The organism is Streptomyces carpinensis, from assembly GCF_002154505.1.
GTDB lineage: Bacteria > Actinomycetota > Actinomycetes > Streptomycetales > Streptomycetaceae > Streptomyces > Streptomyces carpinensis.
Map to the genome: position 1 here is coordinate 125,300 of NZ_MUBM01000016.1, position 15,913 is coordinate 141,212.

15 protein-coding genes, 1 tRNA gene and 1 pseudogene are annotated in these 15,913 nt (G+C 68.1%); 4 read left to right on the top strand and 13 right to left on the bottom strand.

What is annotated here, in order from left to right; genetic code table 11:
* Positions 1-19 precede the first annotated feature (19 nt).
* The 3 genes from BZY54_RS03035 to BZY54_RS03045 all read right to left on the bottom strand — a co-directional run bounded on the left by BZY54_RS03035 (position 20) and on the right by BZY54_RS03045 (position 2,947).
* Positions 20-1,105 (bottom strand): ABC transporter substrate-binding protein, encoded by a 1,086-nt coding sequence (locus tag BZY54_RS03035; protein ID WP_086722861.1) that lies wholly within the window; start codon positions 1,103-1,105, stop codon positions 20-22.
* 106 nt (positions 1,106-1,211) lie between these two features.
* Positions 1,212-2,090, bottom strand: coding sequence for an ABC transporter permease (locus BZY54_RS03040; protein ID WP_086722862.1), 879 nt, complete (start codon positions 2,088-2,090; stop codon positions 1,212-1,214).
* Entirely contained in the window at positions 2,087-2,947 is an 861-nt protein-coding gene (locus tag BZY54_RS03045) for an ABC transporter ATP-binding protein (RefSeq protein ID WP_086722863.1), read from the bottom strand. Before BZY54_RS03045 ends, BZY54_RS03040 begins: the two co-directional genes overlap by 4 nt.
* Before the next feature lie 334 nt (positions 2,948-3,281).
* On the opposite strand from BZY54_RS03045, the gene BZY54_RS03050 reads away from it, so the two are divergent.
* Together BZY54_RS03050 and BZY54_RS03055 are read left to right on the top strand one after the other, a co-directional pair.
* Positions 3,282-4,886 carry an ATP-binding protein gene (locus BZY54_RS03050; protein WP_279634636.1) on the top strand — a complete coding sequence of 535 codons (1,605 nt, stop codon included), beginning with the start codon at positions 3,282-3,284 and terminating at the stop codon, positions 4,884-4,886.
* Positions 4,883-5,572, top strand: coding sequence for a response regulator (locus BZY54_RS03055; protein ID WP_086722865.1), 690 nt, complete (start codon positions 4,883-4,885; stop codon positions 5,570-5,572). The genes BZY54_RS03050 and BZY54_RS03055 overlap by 4 nt, the downstream gene beginning before the upstream one ends.
* 138 nt (positions 5,573-5,710) lie before the next feature.
* On the opposite strand, the gene fmdA is transcribed toward BZY54_RS03055, so the two are convergent.
* The 6 genes from fmdA to BZY54_RS03085 all read right to left on the bottom strand — a co-directional run bounded on the left by fmdA (position 5,711) and on the right by BZY54_RS03085 (position 9,665).
* On the bottom strand, positions 5,711-6,961 hold the full coding sequence (gene fmdA, locus BZY54_RS03060; RefSeq protein WP_086722866.1) for a formamidase: 1,251 nt from the start codon (positions 6,959-6,961) through the stop codon (positions 5,711-5,713).
* Between the two features lie 73 nt (positions 6,962-7,034).
* Positions 7,035-7,676 carry an AmiS/UreI family transporter gene (locus tag BZY54_RS03065; RefSeq protein ID WP_086722867.1) on the bottom strand — a complete coding sequence of 214 codons (642 nt, stop codon included), beginning with the start codon at positions 7,674-7,676 and terminating at the stop codon, positions 7,035-7,037.
* Positions 7,677-7,740: 64 nt separating this feature from the next.
* Positions 7,741-8,019 (bottom strand): FmdB family zinc ribbon protein, encoded by a 279-nt coding sequence (locus tag BZY54_RS03070; protein WP_086722868.1) that lies wholly within the window; start codon positions 8,017-8,019, stop codon positions 7,741-7,743.
* Positions 8,020-8,308: 289 nt separating this feature from the next.
* Positions 8,309-8,743, bottom strand: coding sequence for a hypothetical protein (locus BZY54_RS03075; RefSeq protein WP_086722870.1), 435 nt, complete (start codon positions 8,741-8,743; stop codon positions 8,309-8,311).
* A gap of 597 nt (positions 8,744-9,340) precedes the next feature.
* Positions 9,341-9,417 (bottom strand) — tRNA-Met (locus BZY54_RS03080).
* Positions 9,418-9,464: 47 nt separating this feature from the next.
* Positions 9,465-9,665 carry a cold-shock protein gene (locus tag BZY54_RS03085; protein ID WP_086722872.1) on the bottom strand — a complete coding sequence of 67 codons (201 nt, stop codon included), beginning with the start codon at positions 9,663-9,665 and terminating at the stop codon, positions 9,465-9,467.
* A 324-nt stretch (positions 9,666-9,989) separates the two neighbouring features.
* Here BZY54_RS03085 and BZY54_RS03090 point away from each other — a divergent pair, with 324 nt between their 5' ends.
* Positions 9,990-10,487: a peptidylprolyl isomerase gene (locus tag BZY54_RS03090; RefSeq protein ID WP_086722874.1), complete on the top strand. Its 498-nt coding sequence runs from the start codon at positions 9,990-9,992 to the stop codon at positions 10,485-10,487.
* Between the two features lie 263 nt (positions 10,488-10,750).
* On the opposite strand, the pseudogene BZY54_RS03095 reads toward BZY54_RS03090, so the two are convergent.
* Both BZY54_RS03095 and BZY54_RS03100 read right to left on the bottom strand, forming a co-directional pair.
* Positions 10,751-12,361 (bottom strand): annotated as a pseudogene (locus tag BZY54_RS03095) (MDR family MFS transporter); the annotation flags it as partial.
* A 143-nt stretch (positions 12,362-12,504) separates the two neighbouring features.
* The gene (locus BZY54_RS03100) at positions 12,505-13,035 is read right to left on the bottom strand and encodes a MarR family winged helix-turn-helix transcriptional regulator (RefSeq protein WP_158103803.1); all 531 of its coding nucleotides are present in this window, start codon (positions 13,033-13,035) and stop codon (positions 12,505-12,507) included.
* A gap of 291 nt (positions 13,036-13,326) precedes the next feature.
* On the opposite strand from BZY54_RS03100, the gene BZY54_RS03105 reads away from it, so the two are divergent.
* Complete coding sequence (locus tag BZY54_RS03105; protein ID WP_086722877.1) at positions 13,327-13,917, top strand: TetR/AcrR family transcriptional regulator; 591 nt, start codon at positions 13,327-13,329, stop codon at positions 13,915-13,917.
* A gap of 450 nt (positions 13,918-14,367) precedes the next feature.
* On the opposite strand, the gene BZY54_RS03110 is transcribed toward BZY54_RS03105, so the two are convergent.
* Together BZY54_RS03110 and BZY54_RS03120 are read right to left on the bottom strand one after the other, a co-directional pair.
* A complete protein-coding gene (locus BZY54_RS03110; protein WP_086722905.1) occupies positions 14,368-14,802 on the bottom strand; it encodes a DUF5994 family protein in 435 nt (144 codons plus the stop codon).
* A gap of 625 nt (positions 14,803-15,427) precedes the next feature.
* Positions 15,428-15,649 carry a hypothetical protein gene (locus BZY54_RS03120; RefSeq protein WP_086722878.1) on the bottom strand — a complete coding sequence of 74 codons (222 nt, stop codon included), beginning with the start codon at positions 15,647-15,649 and terminating at the stop codon, positions 15,428-15,430.
* Positions 15,650-15,913: the final 264 nt, after the last annotated feature.

A 15,913-nucleotide genomic window follows, 5' to 3' on the forward strand; every position in this document is an offset into this window, starting at 1 on the left:
GGCCCCCTGCGCCGGAAACTCAGCCGTCGGCGCCGGCTGGGGTCGTGGTGGTGGTGAAGCCCTCCTTCTTGTTGGCCGCGACGGCGAAGTCGTTGGTGAACGTCTTGCTGATGTCCACCGGCGAGGACACGGACCCGACCAACTTCTCAGTGGCCAGCGCCGTCTTCGGGCCGCCGGCCGGCATGATCCCGTCCGGCAGGAACTGGCCCTTGTCCTCGTTCAGAGCCGTGACGTAGTCGGCCTTGGTGACCAACTGGTTCTGTACGAACGACGCCGGCAGCTTGTTCGCGATGTCGGCGGCGCTGTGGTCGTGGATCCAGTGCATCGTGGCCACGAGCGCATCGACGACCTTCTGCACCGCGTCCTTGTGCGAGTTCACCCAGTCGGTGCGGGCGAGGACGCTCGCCGCCGGGAACGCACCGCCCAGCGCCGCCTTGGCGCCGTCGGTGGTGGCCAGGTCGATCGCGGAGGTGCCGACGCCCTTCTTCTGGATCGCGGCGACCGTCGGCTGGGTCGTCATGACGCAGTCGGCCTTGCCGTTCTGCAGCGCAGCGACGGCGGTGGAGCCCGCACCGACCGCGAGCCGATGGAACTGGTTGGTCTTGACGCCCTTCTTCGCCGCCATGAACTGAGTGAGGGTGTCGGTGCCCGAGCCCAGGTCGGTGACGCCGAGCGTCTTGCCCTTGAAGTCGGCGGCCGACGTCACGCCGCTCTTCTTGGTGCACATCTCCCGCTCGCCCGGAGCGCCGGACAACTGGACGACGTCCTCGACCGCCTTGCCCTTCGCCTGGAACTCGATCGTGTGGTTGTACCAGGCGCCGGCCATGTCCACCTGCCCCGAGGCCATGGCTTCCTCGGCGCCGACACCGCCGTTCTGCTCGGTGCTCAGCTCGACCTTGACGCCGTACTTCTGGTAGAAGCCCAGGTTCTGGGCGAGCTGGTAGGGCAGGTATATCTGCTTGTCGATACCGCCGACCATGAGTCGGACGGTCGGGGTGCCACCGGAGCCGGACGACGCGGAGCTGCCGGAGTTGCTGGAACACGCGCTCGTGGCGCCGAGTGCGAGGACGGCGACGATCGACGCGGTGAGGGTTCTCTTGAGCATGGCGGGACATACACCTTTCGGGAATGTGGGTGCTGCTTGCGGGGGCTGCGAGTGACGGTCAGCGCGGTGAAGGGGCAAGGGGCAACGGGACAGGAGGAAGCGGGACTCAGAGGACGTTCGTCTCGGAGGGGGACGGCGGGCGCCAGGACAGCAGCCGATGTTCGAGCTTGCCGATCAGCCACTCCGCGCCGAGCACGATGACCGCGATCACGAGCATCGCCGCGAACACACCGTTGGGATCGAAGTTGTTCTGCGCGGTCTTGATGACCAGGCCCAGCCCGCTCTGCGCGCCGAGCACCTCGCCGACGAGCGCGCCGACGATGGCGAAGCCGAAGGCGCTGTGCAGGCTGGCAATGATCCAGGTCAGTGCCGACGGCACGATGACATGGCGGGTGATCTGCATACGGGAGGCGCCGAGCACCCTGACGTTGGCGAGGACGTTGCGGTCGACCTCACGGACGCCTTGGAAGGCGTTGAAGAAGACGATGAAGAACACCAGCACCGCGGCGAGCAGGATCTTCGGGGCCACGCCGATGCCGAAGGCGACGATGAAGATCGAGCCGAGGACGATGCGCGGGATCGCGTTGACCATCTTGATGTAGGGGCCGAGCACATCGGAGAGGTAGCGGCTCTGCCCGAGCGCGACGCCGAAGACGACTCCGGTGAGGGAGCCCACCGCAAAGCCGACGAGCGCCTCCTCGATGGTGGTCCAGATGTTCTGGTAGAACGAGCCGAACTGGGTCCCGTGCTGGAAGAGGTCGATCAGCCGCTGCCAGATGCCCGACGGCTGTCCGAAGAAGAACGGGTCGACGATGCCCCAGGTGGTGAACGCCTGCCAGCCGCCGATCACGAGGACGGCAAGGCCGATACGGCCGGCCCACACCAGGGCGAGGCGCCGGTGAGCCGCGCGCTGCGCGGCGGTAGCGGCCGGCCCTTTGCCGCCGTCGGTGGCGGGCGCGGCGGAAGCGGTGGACGTCGTGCTCATTCCTCACCTCCCGCGGTGCGTGCGTAGGCGCGCTCCACCTCTTCGCGGAGCGTGTCCCAGATCTGGTGCTGGAGTTCGATGAAGCGGGGCTGGAAGCGAATCTCCTGCACCGAGCCGCGCGGACGCGGCAGGTCGATGTCGAAGACCGCCTTGACCGAACCGGGGCTGGACGTCATCACGACCACCCGGTCGGCGAGCGCCACGGCCTCGTCCAGGTCGTGGGTGATGAAGATGACCGACGGGCGGATCTGCTCCCACAGGCTCAGCAGCTCGGTCGACATGATCGCCTTGGTCTGCACGTCCAGGGCACCGAAAGGCTCGTCCATGATCAGGATCTTGGGCTCGTTGATCAGCGCCGCGGCCATCGCGACGCGTTTGCGCATGCCGCCGGAGAGCTGGTGCGGGTAGCGGTCCTCGAATCCGGTGAGGCCCACCCGGCGGAGCCAGTCCCGCGCCGAGGCCTGTGCCCGCTGCTTGGGCACCCCGCGGAAGACGGGACCCATCAGCACGTTGCCGAGGACGGTCTTCCAGGGCAGGAGCGCGTCCGCCTGGAACATGAAGCTGACGCCGTCGGTGATGCCGTCCACCTCGCGGCCGCCGACCCTGACCGAGCCCTCGCTGGGCCGGTCCAGCCCGGACACCATGCTCAGCGTCGTCGACTTGCCGCAGCCGGTGGGGCCCACCACGGCGCAGAACTGGCCCGGCTCCACGGTGAACGAAACGCCTTGCAGCGCCGTGAACACCTCACCGGCAGGGGTCAGGAATCGCTTGGTGAGCCCGGTGATCTCGATGCGCGCGTCCGTGTGTTCCGCCGCACCGGCGCCCGGGCTCGTCGCGACTTCGTTTCGCGAGGCCATGTGGGGCCGCTTCCTTCCTTCTCACGGAGTTCCCCGGGATTTCCCCCGGAGGGCTCCTCGCAGACCGAGGAAGGCAGACGCTAGAGGCGGCGGCGCATTACGTCGCTGTTTCCCAGGTATCTCGCAATAGTTGTGTAAAGCGGGGTTCTGCTCGTTCTGCTCACCGGACAAAGGGTGGGCAGCATCCCCTCCGTCCGGCACAATCGCGCCACCCGGGCACCCGCATGGGCCGGCCCGGTACGACGCTCACCGGCACGAAGAGGCACCCGTGATACGACGCATCCGTTTCCGGACAGGCCGCGACGGGAATCGGCGGCTGTCCACGCGGATCCTCGTGAACCAGCTGGTCATCCTCGCGCTCACCGGCCTGATCGGTTTCGTCCTGTTCGCCTTCGCGCAGCGGGCCGAACTCGACCGCTCCTACGAGCAGCGGGCCCTGGCGATCGCGCAGACCACGGCCGCGGATCCGCAGATCCAACAGGCCATGGAGTACCGGGGCGGCGGCTACGTGGTGCAGGCGGTGGCCGAAAGGATGCGCAGATCCTCCGGGGCGTCGTACGTGGTCGTGATCGACCTGCGGGGCGTACGTCGCTCGCACCCCATCCACGCTCTGATCGGCGAGCCGGTGGACGAGCCGATCGTGGTGCGGGACGGCCGCCCGCACGTCGGCACCGATCAGGGCGCCACCGGGCGGTCCGCCAACGGCAAAGCCCCCCTGTACGGGCCCTCCGGCGCGCTGGTCGGTGAGGTGTCCGTGGGCATCCCGGAGCACGATGTGCTCGGCGAGTTGTGGCGCGAGCTGCCCACCTTCGGGCTGTACGCCGCGATCGCCACCGCGCTCGGCGCGGCGGCGGCCTATCTGCTGGCGCGGCGCCTGAAGCGGACCACCTTCGGCCTGGAGCTGGAGGAGATCGCCGGCTTGCTGCAGGACCGTGAGGCGATGCTGCACGGCATTCGGGAGGGCGTGGTCGCCTTCGCCCCCGACGGAAGGATCACCGTCGTCAACGACGAGGCCCGGCGGCTGCTCGGCCTCGGCAGCGCACTCGGCCACCTGTTGGAGGAGGTCCTGCCCGAGGGCCGGCTGCGCCGCGCGCTGGACGGCACCCTGACCGGCACCGACGTCAGCGTCCTGACCGACGACCACTGCCTCGCCGTCAACCGCATGCCCGTCACTCTGCACGGCCATGAGCTGGGGGCCGTCGTCACCGTGCGCGACCGCACCGAACTGGTCGGCCTGCTGCGCGAGTTGGACTCCGTGCGCGGGCTGACCGACGCCCTGCGCGCTCAGCAGCACGAGTTCACCAACCGGATGCACACACTGGCCGGGCTGCTGGACATCGGCGAGCACCGGTCCGCTTACGAGTACGCCATCGAGACGGCCCGCTCCGGGCAGGCACTGACCGAGGCGGTGCGCCGGCACATCGGCAATCCCCTGATGGTCGGGCTGATCGTGGCGAAGACCACGGTCGCCGCCGAACGCGGGGTGCGGATCGTCCTCACCGACGACTCGGCGCTCGGCGCGGATCCGCCCCATCTACGGCGGCTGCTGACCATCGTCGGCAACCTGCTCGACAACGCCATCGACGCCACGGCCGACGCAGCCCCCGCCGACGACGGACGCCGGATTCGGCTGACGCTGGCCGAGGGGGACGAGTCGATCGTCGTACGGGTGGCGGACACTGGTCCCGGGATCGCCCCGGGCACCTCCCAGTCGATCTTCGATGACGGCTGGTCCACCCGCCCGGAACGAGGCACCGCACGCCGTGGCCTGGGACTGGCCATGGTGCACCGGCTGGTGCAGCGGCACGGCGGCACCATCACGGTCAGCGAAGGCCCGGGCGCGGTCTTCACGGTCGTACTGCCGCTGCCGGACACGGCACCGGCCCCGCAGGGCGCACTGTTCACGATGGCGTCGCCAATGGGAGGTGAGGGCTCATGATCCGGACCCTGGTGGTGGACGACGACTTCCGGGTCGGCCAGATCCACAGCGACTACGTACACCGCGTCCAGGGCTTCGAGGTGGTCGGCGAGGCGGCGACCGTCGCCGAGGCACTGGCAGCCGTACGCGATCTGCGCCCGGACCTGCTACTGCTCGACGTGTTCCTACCCGACGGCACCGGAATCGACATCCTGCGGCAGCTCAGCCAGGACCAGGGCGACGCCCGGCCCGACGTCCTCATGATCACCGCCGACCACGACATCACCTCTGTCCGGGCCACGATGAAACTCGGCGCCATCGGCTACCTGGTGAAGCCATTCGGCTCAGCCGACCTCGCCGAACGGCTCACCGCCTACCGCCAACTCCGCGACCGCGTGGACGCGCTCAGCCGGACGACCACGGCCGACCAGGCCGACGTGGACGCCCTGTTCAGCGCCGCCCGCCCGCCGGCCGTCCCCCGGATCCCCGCCAAGGGCCACTCCGCGCCCACGCTCAGCGCGATCCACCAGGCCCTGCGCGCCGCCGCCACCGCCCTGTCGGCCGCCGAGGCCGCCGAGGCGACTGGCGTCTCCCGCGCCACGGCGCAGCGGTACCTGTCCTACCTGGTCAAGGAAGGCACGGTCCGCCTGGAACTCCGCTACGGCACCACCGGCCGTCCCGAACACCGGTACCGCATTGCGCACTGACCCCCTGGGGACACTTCTCCTGCCCGGGGCCGGCACTGCCCGCAGACCGCCGACCAGCGGGTACTTCGGTGGAGCGCCGCGGTCGACCGAACCCAGTCTCCCGCTGTGCCTGCTGCTCCGCGGCGCTCCTTCGCGGTGTCATCCCGACGTCACAGCGCACTTTCCCCGGTCGGCGGTCTTGGGGCCTTCGGCCGTGGGGCGGACGTCGAAGTCGAAGATCCCGGTGGGGACGTAGAGGGTGCAGCAGGCGTTGGGGATGTCCACGATGCCGCTGATGCGTCCCTCCACGGGAGCGGATCCGAGGAGCAGGTAGGCCTGTTCACCGGAGTAGCCGAACCTCTTGAAGTACTCGATGGCGTTCAGACAGGCCCGGCGATAGGCCAGCGTCGCGTCCATGTAGTAGTTCGTGTCGGTGTCGTGATCGACGGAGATACCCACGAAGCTCATGAATTCCGTGTACCGGGGCTCGACGTTGCCCGGCATGAACACCGGGTTGGTGGAGATGCCGTACTTCTCCATGCCACCCTTGATCAGCTCGACATGGAGGTCGATGAAGCCGCCCATCTCGATGGCGCCGCAGAAGGTGATCTCTCCGTCGCCCTGGCTGAAGTGCAGGTCGCCGGCCGAGAGCTTGGCGCCGGGTGCGTAGACGGGGAAGAAGACCCTGCCTCCACGCGTGAAGTTCTTGATGTCCTGGTTCCCGCCGTTCTCACGCCCGGGCACGGTACGAGCGCCTTCCGCGCAGATGCGCTGTGCGTCCTGTCCGGTGGCGGTACCGGCGAGCGCGTGGTCGGCTGTCGGCGGCAGCCCCAGCGGGGGGACACGGTCGGGGTCGGTGTCGATCAGTGCCTGCTCGCGGCGGTTCCACCGCGTGAGCATGTCCGTGGACGGAGCGGTTCCGATGAGCCCGGGATGGGTGATGCCGGTGTAGCGGACCCCGGGGAGGTGACGGGACGTCACCTGCTGGCCGTGCATGTCCCAGATCGCCTTGTAGGCGTCCGGGAAGTAGTCGGTGAGGAAGCCGCCGGCGTTGTTCTTGGCGAAGATGCCCGTGTAGCCCCAGCCTTGTCCCGGTGCCTCGCCGGACTGCTGCGGCACGGGACCGATGTCGAGGATGTCCACGACGAGGAGGTCACCGGGTTCCGCACCTTCCACACCTATGGGTCCGCTGAGCATGTGGGCGTGGGTGAGGTCCACGTCACGCACGTCGTTGGCGGAGTCGTTGTTGCCGATCTGGGCGTCGGTCCAGTCCCGGGTCTCCAGACGGAACTCGTCGCCCGGGCGGACCGTGGCGGCGGTGGGCACGTCAGGGTGCCACCTGTTGTGTCCGGGAACGCTCTGGTCGCGCATGGACTTGGACTGGTCGACGCTGAAGATGACTTCTGGCATGACAGCTACCTTTCGTGACGGCTCGCGGCTTGGCTGTGGGACATTGCGGCAGTGACACGGCCGGAGCCGCGGTTCAGCCGCCGTGTTCGTCTGCGGTGTTCGCGGCGTCCTGGGGCCGGCTCGATGGGCCGCCCCGACGAGTGATCGGCCACAGGCCTCCGAAGACGACCACGGCGAAGACCCCCAGCGCGATGGCTGTCTCGGTGGTGTGCTTCCAGTAACCGGACAGCAGCAAGAACCCCGGGATCGCGCCGGTGACCCAGCCTTGGATGGTGGTGACCCAGCCGGTGTACGCGGTCAGTGCTTCCCGTTTGCGCCCGAGCAGCAGGTAGAACAAGAACCAGAGGAAGGCCCAGTAGAGCCAGATGACTCCGAAGGACGGGTCCCCGGCAAGGTGGAAGTTCGCGAACGAGTAGCCCAGCGCGGCGATGGCCACGAACAGTGAGAAGTAGCCGACGCCGGTGGTGTCGAGCCCGGCGAGCAGGCCGATTCCCACGTACAGGTAGGTGAACCCGAACAGGTAGAGCCCCGAGGCCGACAGGATCTGAAGGGTGTCGCCCTGAGCGGTCATGACAAGATAGGTCGGGGTGACCACCTGAAGGATTCCTACGAAGAGGTTGAACACCGCCCCGGCCTTGGCCTCGACCTTGCCGAGAAGGAGCAGTCCGTTCAGGTAGAGAACGGAACCCACGTACAGCAGCCCCACATTGCCCATGCTGATGCACACCTTCCAGCGATGCGATGTGTGCCGGGCCGGATCGCGCGGCGTTCGGGGCGTCTCAGGGCCGCGGCAGGTGTGCCAGAGCGGGATGAGGAGGCCGCGACTCGGATGTGGTCGGCGCCTGCCTTCGAACGACATCCGGCACCTCGCGACTTCGCTCGTCCTGCTCGTGCAGCGCGACCACGGAGGCCGACGTGAAGGCCAGGCCGGGCGGCGAGTAGACACGCTTGGCGGTGCTGCCGCAGGTCGGGCAGTCGTGTGTGCGGGGGGCGCTTCCCATCGCGAGCCGTTCCTCGAACCGGCCGCAACAGGCGCACTCGTATTCGTACATCGTCATCAGCCACCTCCGGTCCGCCGACGCGCTCGGGCCGGCCAGTGCGCTCACCGCGGGAAGTGATTTCGACCCTGGAAAATGATCTGGGTTGAGGAGTGAAGTTTTCGACGGGTCCGCAAGGGTGCTGTGCTCGGCCCGCACGCGACCCGAAAACTCCCCTCCTTCGACGGAACGCCTCAACGGCTACTTCCGCAACCCGAGCCCCATGGACCACTGGAGAAAACACCAGTGACCTGCATCTTCACCGGGGCCGTACGGCCGGATCTTCACGGCTGCCGCAGGTCGGCGGACCCTACGCCGCCGGCTCACCGCCGATGACGCACGCCCGGCACGGCGGCCGACCGCAGATGCACTGGGTGATCGCGTCCAGAACATCGTGATCGTGGTACAGGCAGGTGTCCCGGCAGGTGTGCCGGGGAATGAAGCCCGCCTCGATCTCATCGGGCCACGGCTCGTCACCCTCGCGGCAGCGCACAAACCGCTCGGGGTCGGTGGAGTGGAGCGCATGCAGGTTCGCGCGCGCCGCGTTCTCGAGGCCACGCACTTGTGCGAGCAGCTCGTTCACCTGAGCGCTCAGGGTGGAATACCTCTCGTCGCCCGTCCGCACGAAGGCCGCCCGCATGGCCATCACCGCGTTGCCCAGGAAGCGACCGGCATCCTGGATATCCGTTACGTGATGGAGTTGGATTCCCGTGACACCGCGGACGTAGACGGCATCCTCACTCATCGTTCCACCTTCCGTGACCAGACCCTCTACAAGGCGGGGTCACCATGTTGAAAGACGCTGGTACTCCGATTTCCGGAGAATACGTCCTAATCTGGTCAATGCCTATGTAAGGTTCCCCACCCCAGTTGTCCCGAAGGGCCGGTGGGTGCCTGCCTGCGACCGCCGTCGATGGCACGGGCTGGGGTGTCAAGGAAGTGCTGATACAGGTGAGTTCGTCGGCCGAATCCTGCCGTGAAGGCGGGCCTCGGGCCTGGTTCGCCTGGTGCTGCTTGAGACGCGATTCACAACCGCTCCCGGCCCGAGGGCTGCCCGAAGCGCTGATGGAGAACGCGGCAGAACGAGCCCGGATCAGCGCCACAAGGATCATTCAGGCACCGAAAATCCGCAATGCCACCACATGTGCATACGGGCAAATAACGGCGTTATCAGATTCGCCGGCCGTGATTCGTTGCATCCATCGACGTCTCGGACAGCGGGGTCGGCTTCCCCGGAAGACTTCGAGCAAGGTCACCCGGTAGGAGGCCGGCACTGGAACCCCTTGGGCAGGCCGAAGCCTTGGACGCATGCGAGAGGGCCCGGAGACCGGGCCCTCTCGTGTGGTAGCGGGGACAGGATTTGAACCTGCGACCTCTGGGTTATGAGCCCAGCGAGCTACCGAGCTGCTCCACCCCGCGTCGGCACCGCTAACAGTACACGCCAGAGAGGGCAGGTTGCGTCCAGGTCAGCCGCGGACGATGTTCTCCGCCTGGGGTCCCTTCTGGCCCTGCGTCACGTCGAAGGTCACCTTCTCTCCCTCGACCAGCTCGCGGTAACCGGTGCCGGAGATGCCGGAGTAGTGGGCGAAGACGTCCGGGCCACCGTCCTGGGCGATGAAGCCGTACCCCTTCTCGGCGTTGAACCACTTCACAGTGCCGCTGGCCATCTGGCTGCTCCTTCGTTCTCGCCGGGCAAGCCCGGGTGGGCGGGTGCCGGGGCGTCCTCCGCAGTGGAGATCATCCCGGCGTCCGATCTACCCAGCACACGTGCCGTTCATCCGACTTTCCCGTGAGCGGCGGCGATGTCATCCGCGCCCGATGACGGGCCGGCGGGCGTGACCGCGCTCGCTCGGTTGGTGGCTGATGCGTTCGTCCTGTACACCGGGTCGGGGCCACGGCACAGGTCTGCGGAGCCGGCTTACCCACCGGCGGGCCCCGGCGACGGCAAGGCAGTACACGAGCGGCACCCGGTGGGATGTCAGGATGGGGGCATGACGACCAAGGTCTACTTCGATATCACCATCAACGACGAGCCCGCCGGGCGGATCGTCTTCAACCTGTTCGACGACGTGGTCCCGAGGACGGCGGAGAACTTCCGCGCCCTCGCGACCGGCGAGAAGGGCTTCGGTTACGCGGGCTCCTCGTTCCACCGTGTCATCCCCGCCTTCATGCTCCAGGGCGGCGACTTCACCCGGGGCAACGGCACCGGCGGCAAGAGCATCTACGGCGAGAAGTTCGCCGACGAGAACTTCACCCTCAAGCACGACCGGCCGGGCCTGCTGTCCATGGCCAACGCGGGCCCGAACACCAACGGCTCGCAGTTCTTCATCACGACCATCGTGACGGACTGGCTGGACGGCAAGCACGTGGTCTTCGGCGAGGTCGCCGACACCGAAAGCATGGACCTCGTCAAGAAGATCGAGGCCCTTGGCTCCTCCAGCGGCCGTACCTCCGCGAAGATCACCATCGCCGCGTCCGGCCAGCTCTGACGATTCCGGCGCCAGTGCCGCCGAGGGGCGTGCGCGACGCACCCCTCGGCGGCCCGCAGTCGGGCGATCCCCCGGCACGGTCTGCAGGGCCTGGCCTTACCCGAGGAGTACGGCGGCCAGGGCGCTCCGCACCGCCGGGGCGGCCGTCGTAAAGCACCGCCCCGGCCCTTGGTCGCCCGCACCATACCTTGCCCGGCGGGTTGTCCCAACGGCCAGGGTGGGCCGGGGCGGACAGTGGTTCACCGGGAACCGCGGGGCTTTTCGCCGGTCGGTTCGCCGGGCAGGTCCTGCCCTGAGCCTGCTGCCGCGGCGTCATCGAGGGTTGCGGCTGCTCCGGCACGAAGGGGCTCGCAGCGTTCCGGACCTTCCACAGCCTGGGCTGCGCCGGTGTCGCCCACGGCGGTCCGCAGCGGGATCTCCTTGATGAAGAGGATGGCGAGCAGAGCGACCAGGGCGATCGGGGCGGCGAGGAGGAAGATGACGCCGGTGGCGCGGCCGTAGGAGTCCTCGACGACCGCCGCGATCGGAGCGGGCAGGGTTCTGATGTCCGGCAGCGAGCCTCCGCCTGAAGCCTTGACCCCCAGCTCAGCCAAGCCGTCGGCCATGTAAGTGCTGACCTTGGAGGCGAGCACGGCTCCCAGCGCGGAGACGCCGATGGCGCCTCCGAGCGTACGGAAGAAGGCCACCACGGAGCTGGCCGCGCCGAGTTCGTGCATCGGCACCGTGTTCTGCACGGCGAGGACCAGGTTTTGCATCGTCATGCCGACGCCGCAGCCGATCAGGAACATGTAGACAGCAAGCAAGCCGTAGGCCGTGTCGGCGCGGGCGGAGCCCATCAGGGCAAGACCGGCAACGAGCAGGACACCGCCGGCGATGAGATACCTCTTCCATTTGCCGAATGCGGTGATGAGCCGGCCGACAACCGTGGACGAGGCCACCAGGCCGATGATCATCGGCAGGGTCATCACGCCGGCCATGGTCGGCGAGTCACCGCGGGAGATCTGGAAGTACTGGCTCAGGAAGACTGTCGCACCGAACATCGCGGTGCCGACCGCGAGGCTAGCGACGACCGAGAGGGTCAATGTGGTGTTGCGGAAAAAGTGCATCGGGATGATCGGCTCTGATGCCCTCAGCTCCACCAGCACGAAGAGCACGGCGAGGACAGCGGCGGCCAGCACCATCGCCACGGTCTGCCCAGACCACCAGCCGAAGTTGTCGCCGGCCAAGGAGACCCAGATCAGCAGCAGAGAGACCGAGGCGGCCACGAGAACGGCGCCCAGGAAGTCGACCTTGACGTCGCGGGTGGCCAGCGGCAGGCGCAGGGTGCGCTGCAGGACGACCAGAGCGGCGAGAGCGAAGGGGACGCCGACATAGAAGCACCAACGCCAGCCCAGCCACGAGGTGTCGACGATGACGCCGCCGAGCAGCGGGCCGCCGATGGTGCCCAGGGCCATGACCGCGCCGAGGTAGCCGTTGTAGCGGCCTCGCTCACGCGGGGGAATGATCGAGGCGAGGATGACCTGGGCGAGGGCGGTGAGACCGCCGGCGCCCAGGCCCTGCACCACGCGGCAGGCGATGAGCATGCCGGCGTTCTGCGACAGACCGGCCGCGGCCGAACCCAGGATGAAGATCACCAGGGAGAGCTGCACGAGCAGCTTCTTGCTGGTCAGGTCGGCGAGCTTGCCCCATATCGGAGTGGAGACCGTGGTCGCCAGCAGGGTGCTGGTCACCACCCAGGTGTAGGCCGACTGGCTGCCGTGGAGGTCGGCGATGATCCGCGGCAAGGCGTTGGACACGACCGTGCTTGACAGGATCGCCACGAACAGGCCGAGCAGGAGACCGGAGAGGGCCTCCATGATCTGCCGGTGCGTCATCGGAGCATCGCCGGTGCGGACCTCGGCGACGTCCGTACTCCCTTGCTGTGCCACGTGGTGTCGTCCCCTGACTGATTGTCGGAACTCCCGCGTCGTCGCGGGAAAAGAGTTCGTCGGTGGTTGTTGTCGAATCGCTGCGACGGTCAGTCGCGCGTCCTGCCCGGCGCCGGATGCGGAAGTGAGCTCGGTGAGCTGGAGGCGGTTCGGTCGGGCGCATCGTTGCGCGGTTCCGCGCCGTGCATGCGGCGAGAGAGACCGTCCTGCAGGCGTTCGAGCAGGGTGGTGAGGGTGGTCAGCTCCTGCGGTGCCCAGTCGGCGGTGGCCGAGGCGATCAGATCGGTGTGCACTCGGACGAGGGCGTCGACAAGGGCGCGGCCCCCGGGAGTGATGCTGACCAGACTGGAGCGGCGGTCCTCCGGATTGACGCGCCGCGTCACCGCGCCCTGCTGCTCCAGATACGCCACCTGTCGGCTGACCACCGACAGGGTGCAATCCAGGTGGTGGGCCAGTTCTTGCAGCCGGGTCTCCCCGCAGTGGGCGAGAGCGGCAAGCACGGCGGACCCGTTACCCAGTCCCTGCGGCAGCCGGCGGACCAGCCGTCGCCGAATGGCGGCGATCGCCGTGAGTTGCCGGACGACATCACCAAGAGGCGCTTCGCGCGCGCTGCCGCTCATTGGATCCCCACCCACACATCTTTCGGTCCGATCAGATCCCCCCGGACCGTTTGATTGCCTGAGGCAACCATAAGCGTGATTATGAACGGGATGCAACTTTGGCTCGAGTGCAGACCGGCAACCCCGGCGCACACCCACAGGGAGGCAGTCGGCGTCGGCATCCGAGCCGTGAGCCCCGGCCGAACCCGACTGCACCCGGCCACTCACCGACCGCCGACCACGCGGGTCGCAGCATGAACCGGACCGCGTGAGCATTTTGTATTGAGTACAACATTGCCCTACAGTGCGGGCATGGCCAGCCAGACCGGGATGGGGTTGCGGGAGCGAAAGAAGCTGGCCACCTGGCAGGCGATCCGCAGCGCGGCCCTGCAACTGATCGACCAGCACGATTTCGATTCGGTCAGCCTCGAGGAGATCGCCGAGGCAGCAGGCGTGTCCCGGACCACCCTCTTCAACTACTTCACGTCAAAAGAGGCGATCGTCCTCGACCCAGCCCCCCGAGATCCTGAGCTCTGGCGCTCGCTCATGGACGAACGCCCCGAGGACGAGGCTCTCTGGACCTCCCTGCAGGCCATTTATCTCGGCTACCTGGCCACTTTCTCCGACCGCCTGGGCGTGCAGAAACGGCTGAAGGCCGTTTCCCCCACCCTCGCCGCCTCCAGCCGCGAGCACGCGGCCCGCTTCAAGAGCGAGCTCCGGGACTGGGCCGCGAACCGCGTGCCATCCGGCTGCGAGCTGCGTTTGGAGCTCGCCCTCCACACGGCCGAAGCCGCGACGGCCGCGGCCTACACCCTGTGGGCTCCCGACGACGGCTTCGATCGCCTCATGGAACTCGCACAGACCTGCTTCGAGCAGGCCGGTCGCGGATTCGCTCACCCCTGAGGCCGACTCTTCCGATCCGGTCGCACCCGAGCATGACGCTGGAGCCGGCCCCGCTCTGCGACAACGGGGGCACCTCGCCCGGGCCGAGCAACGCCCCGACTGCGCGGTCTGGACCCACACACAGGTACTGCACGTGCCGGTCGAGAGCGCCCCGGCCGGCTGGGAATCCGGTAAGGGCTACAACCGCGGCGCTCCTGCGGGGATACGCGTACTGCGTGTGGCAGCGGCGCCCATAGGGCCCCGAAGGTGGAAGTCGATGGGCCGCCCAGCGAAGGGCGTCCTCGGGCTCCTCACCAGCCGCCTGCTCTCGCACCGCCAGCGGACGGGGGTGCGGACCAGTGGCGTCATGGTCGGCGCGTCCAGCTCGCCGTGTGCGCCGACGGATCGCGGGGGCAGCAGGTCGAGGTCGGCCGATCGTCCCGGCTATGGGCTTCCCACGACTCCCGTGCCTCATTGCGCGTCCGGTGTTGTGCCCTCCAGGCGTCCGGTTTCGGCGAGTGCCAGCATCCGCGTCGCGGTCAGCGGGTTCTCGGGGTCGGCGGCGGCGGTCAGCAGCCGGGCGGCCGTTCCGGCGGGCTCCGCGGGCGGTACGACCAGGAGGACCCAGCGGCCCACGGTGCCGCAGTCCAGGGTGATGACGTGTGCCTCGCTTCCGGGTCCGGCCGGCTCCACGGCGATCTCCCGGCCGGGTGCCATGACCGTGTGCGGAGCGTCGGGCCATTCGGCAGGGTCCACGGTGACCCGTACCGACGTGTCCGAGTCCGGCTCCAACGAGCCGACGAGCGAGGGGAGTTCGAGCTCCAACGCGTCGCAGCGCGGCCACCAGGCCCCGTCCAGCGGGCCGTGGCTGACGTCCGGGGTGAGGGTCAGGCGGGGCAGAGGCATGCGGTACGTGTGCGCGTCCGCCGATGCTGAGCCTTCGGCCGGCGTCCTGCTGGGTTCCATTGTGCGGTCCGTTCCGGGAGTCGTCGGACGACTGCCCGTTTCGCCACTCGCCGGGAACGGCACCGCCGGTCGCGCTGCGCGAAAAGCTCTCGGTACCCACAGGCTATCCCTGATCCATGAGCAGCGAGCGGTTCAGCCGTCCGGACCTTTCGGCCGGGCGGATGGGGGCTTGCCTACGGGAAGGGCCCGGCAGACGGTCTCGGCTGCACGACGGGGAGCGGAGCTCAATGAGGCGGGAACCGAGGCGGCCGCACTTCTCACCGCAGCACCGGAGACGGCCCGCGGCCAGGTGTCGAAACGACCGCACCCGTGTGAGCTAAGCCGCCTTGGGTTGCGCGGCACGCATGCTCGAGGCGGGCCCCTGTGCATCCTCGGGCAGGAAGGTCTCGTCCTGCCCGAAGTCCGGGGCCTGGAAGGGGTTTGTCGTCGGAGGCGGCGATGCCGCAGTGGCGCAGCGGGGTTGCTCTTCCAGGGCGGAGAACAGCGACGTCAGATCGATGAGAGGTCTTCCTTTCGTTACAGATCCCTGAAGGGGCCTGGCGTGCCGTGACCGGGCACAGCGGTCCTACAGCTTGGTCATCTTGGCGTACGGGCTCAAGATCCGCAGTTGCGCGGAGCCGAAATCCACGAGTGCCGCGATTCCATCCTCGATGCCGATCACCCGGCCGAGGCCGTAACTGTCGTGTGTGACCTGGTCGCCCACGGCGAAGTGCTTGGGAGCCGGTGTGACCGGGGCCTTGAAGGGGCTGGTAGGCAAATGACGCTTCGGTGCAGCAGGCTTTGTCATCGCCTCCAGTATGCACCTACGAACCGCGCTGGTGGCTGGCTCTCAGGGGCAGGAGCAGCTGATCGTTGGGCTCCACTCCGGCAAGGGCCGAGCCTGCGGACCGGCCTGCAGATGGACGGGGTCCGGCGGTTCGCCCTCGTAGGAGGCCGAATCGCCCGTATTCTTCGTGGTGTCTACGGCGTCACATAGCGGGCGCCACACACTGGAGGCAATACCTCGTGCTGATTGCTCAGCGTCCGTCACTGACCGAAGAGGTCGTCGACG